This window comes from Kitasatospora sp. NPDC024654, from assembly GCF_055559155.1.
This window is the reverse complement of sequence record NZ_JBVHLF010000254.1, coordinates 1-1,657: the sequence shown is the minus strand read 5'-3', so window position 1 is coordinate 1,657 and position 1,657 is coordinate 1. Positions and strand designations below refer to the sequence as shown.

The window sequence follows — 1,657 nt, the reverse complement described above, 5'->3', positions numbered from 1 at the left end:
CTACGCCGCCGCCAACACCTACCTCGACACCCTCGCCACCCACCGCCACACCCAAGGCCTCCCCGCCACCTCCCTCGCCTGGGGCCTCTGGGCCGGGACCAGCACACTCACCAGCGGTGTCGACCAAGCGTCCCGGGCCCGGATGGCCCAGCTCGGGCTGCTCCCGCTGCCCACCGACGCGGCACTGGAACTCTTCGACGCCGCGCTCGCCAGCAACCTGCCCCTGGCGGTACCGGCCGCCTTCGACCTCGGCGGGCTGCGCGGGCGTGCCGCCTCCGCTCCCGTCCCGCCGCTGCTGCGCGGGCTGGTCGGCACGGTCCTGCGCCGCAGCTCGCAGGCCGGACCGGCGGACGAGCAGGGACTGCGCGAGCGCCTGGCCGGACTGAGCACGGACGAGCAGGCACGCACCCTGCTCGACCTGGTCCGCACCCAACTCGCCGCGGTGCTCCACCACTCGGCGCCCGAGGCGATCTCCGACCGGCGCGGTTTCCTCGAACTCGGCCTGGACTCGCTGACCGCGGTGGAGCTCCGGAACGCGCTGGCCAGGGCCACCGGCCTGCGGCTGCCCGCCACGCTGATCTTCAACTACCCGACCCCGGCCGCCCTCGCCGAACACCTGCGGACCCAACTGCTGGGCACCGTCCTCGCCGTCACCACCACACCGGCCGCGCCGACCAGTGCCGACGATGACGACCTGATCGCCATCGTCGGGATGGGCTGCCGCTTCCCCGGTGGCGTGACCACTCCCGACGGGCTGTGGCGGCTGGTCGCCGAGGGCGTCGACGCGATCGGCGAGTTCCCCACCGGGCGCGGTTGGAACATCGAGGCGCTGTACGACCCGGACCCCGACGCGGTGGGCAAGACCTACACCCGCCAGGGCGGGTTCCTCTACGACGCGGACGGGTTCGACGCCGACTTCTTCGGCATCAGCCCGCGCGAAGCACTCGCGGTCGACCCGCAGCAGCGCCTGCTGCTGGAGACCAGTTGGGAGGCGATCGAGCGGGCCGGCATCGACCCGGAGAGCCTGCGCGGCAGCCGGACCGGCGTCTTCACCGGCGTCATGTACTACGACTACGGCACCCGGCTGGCCAACCAGACACCGGACGGCTTCGAGGGCTACCTCAGCACCGGGAGCGCCGGCAGCGTGGCCTCGGGCCGGATCTCCTACACCTTCGGCCTGGAGGGTCCCGCCGTCTCGGTCGACACGGCCTGCTCGTCCTCGCTGGTCGCGCTGCACCTGGCCGCCCAGGCGCTGCGCAACGGCGAGTGCGGGCTGGCGCTGGCGGGTGGCGTCACGGTGATGGCCACTCCTACCACCTTCCTGGAGTTCAGCCGGCAGCGCGGGCTCTCCCCCGACGGGCGCTGCAAGTCCTTCGCGAACGCCGCCGACGGTGTCGCGTGGGCCGAGGGCGCCGGCGTGGTGCTGCTGGAGCGGCTCTCCGACGCGCGGGCGGCCGGACACCCGGTCCTGGCCGTCATCCGGGGCAGCGCGGTCAACCAGGACGGCAAGAGCAGCCAGCTGACCGCGCCGAACGGGCCCTCGCAGGAGCGGGTGATCCGGGCCGCGCTGGCCAACGCCCGGCTGACGCCCGACCAGGTGGACGCGGTCGAGGCGCACGGCACCGGCACCACCCTCGGCGACCCGATCGAGGCGCAG

The 1,657-nt window shown here is 73.9% G+C and carries 1 protein-coding gene; it reads left to right on the top strand.

The features are described 5' to 3' along the window. Window positions 1-1,657: acyl carrier protein (locus tag ACZ38L_RS39435; protein WP_465702970.1), on the top strand; the 1,657-nt coding region annotated here is incomplete at both ends.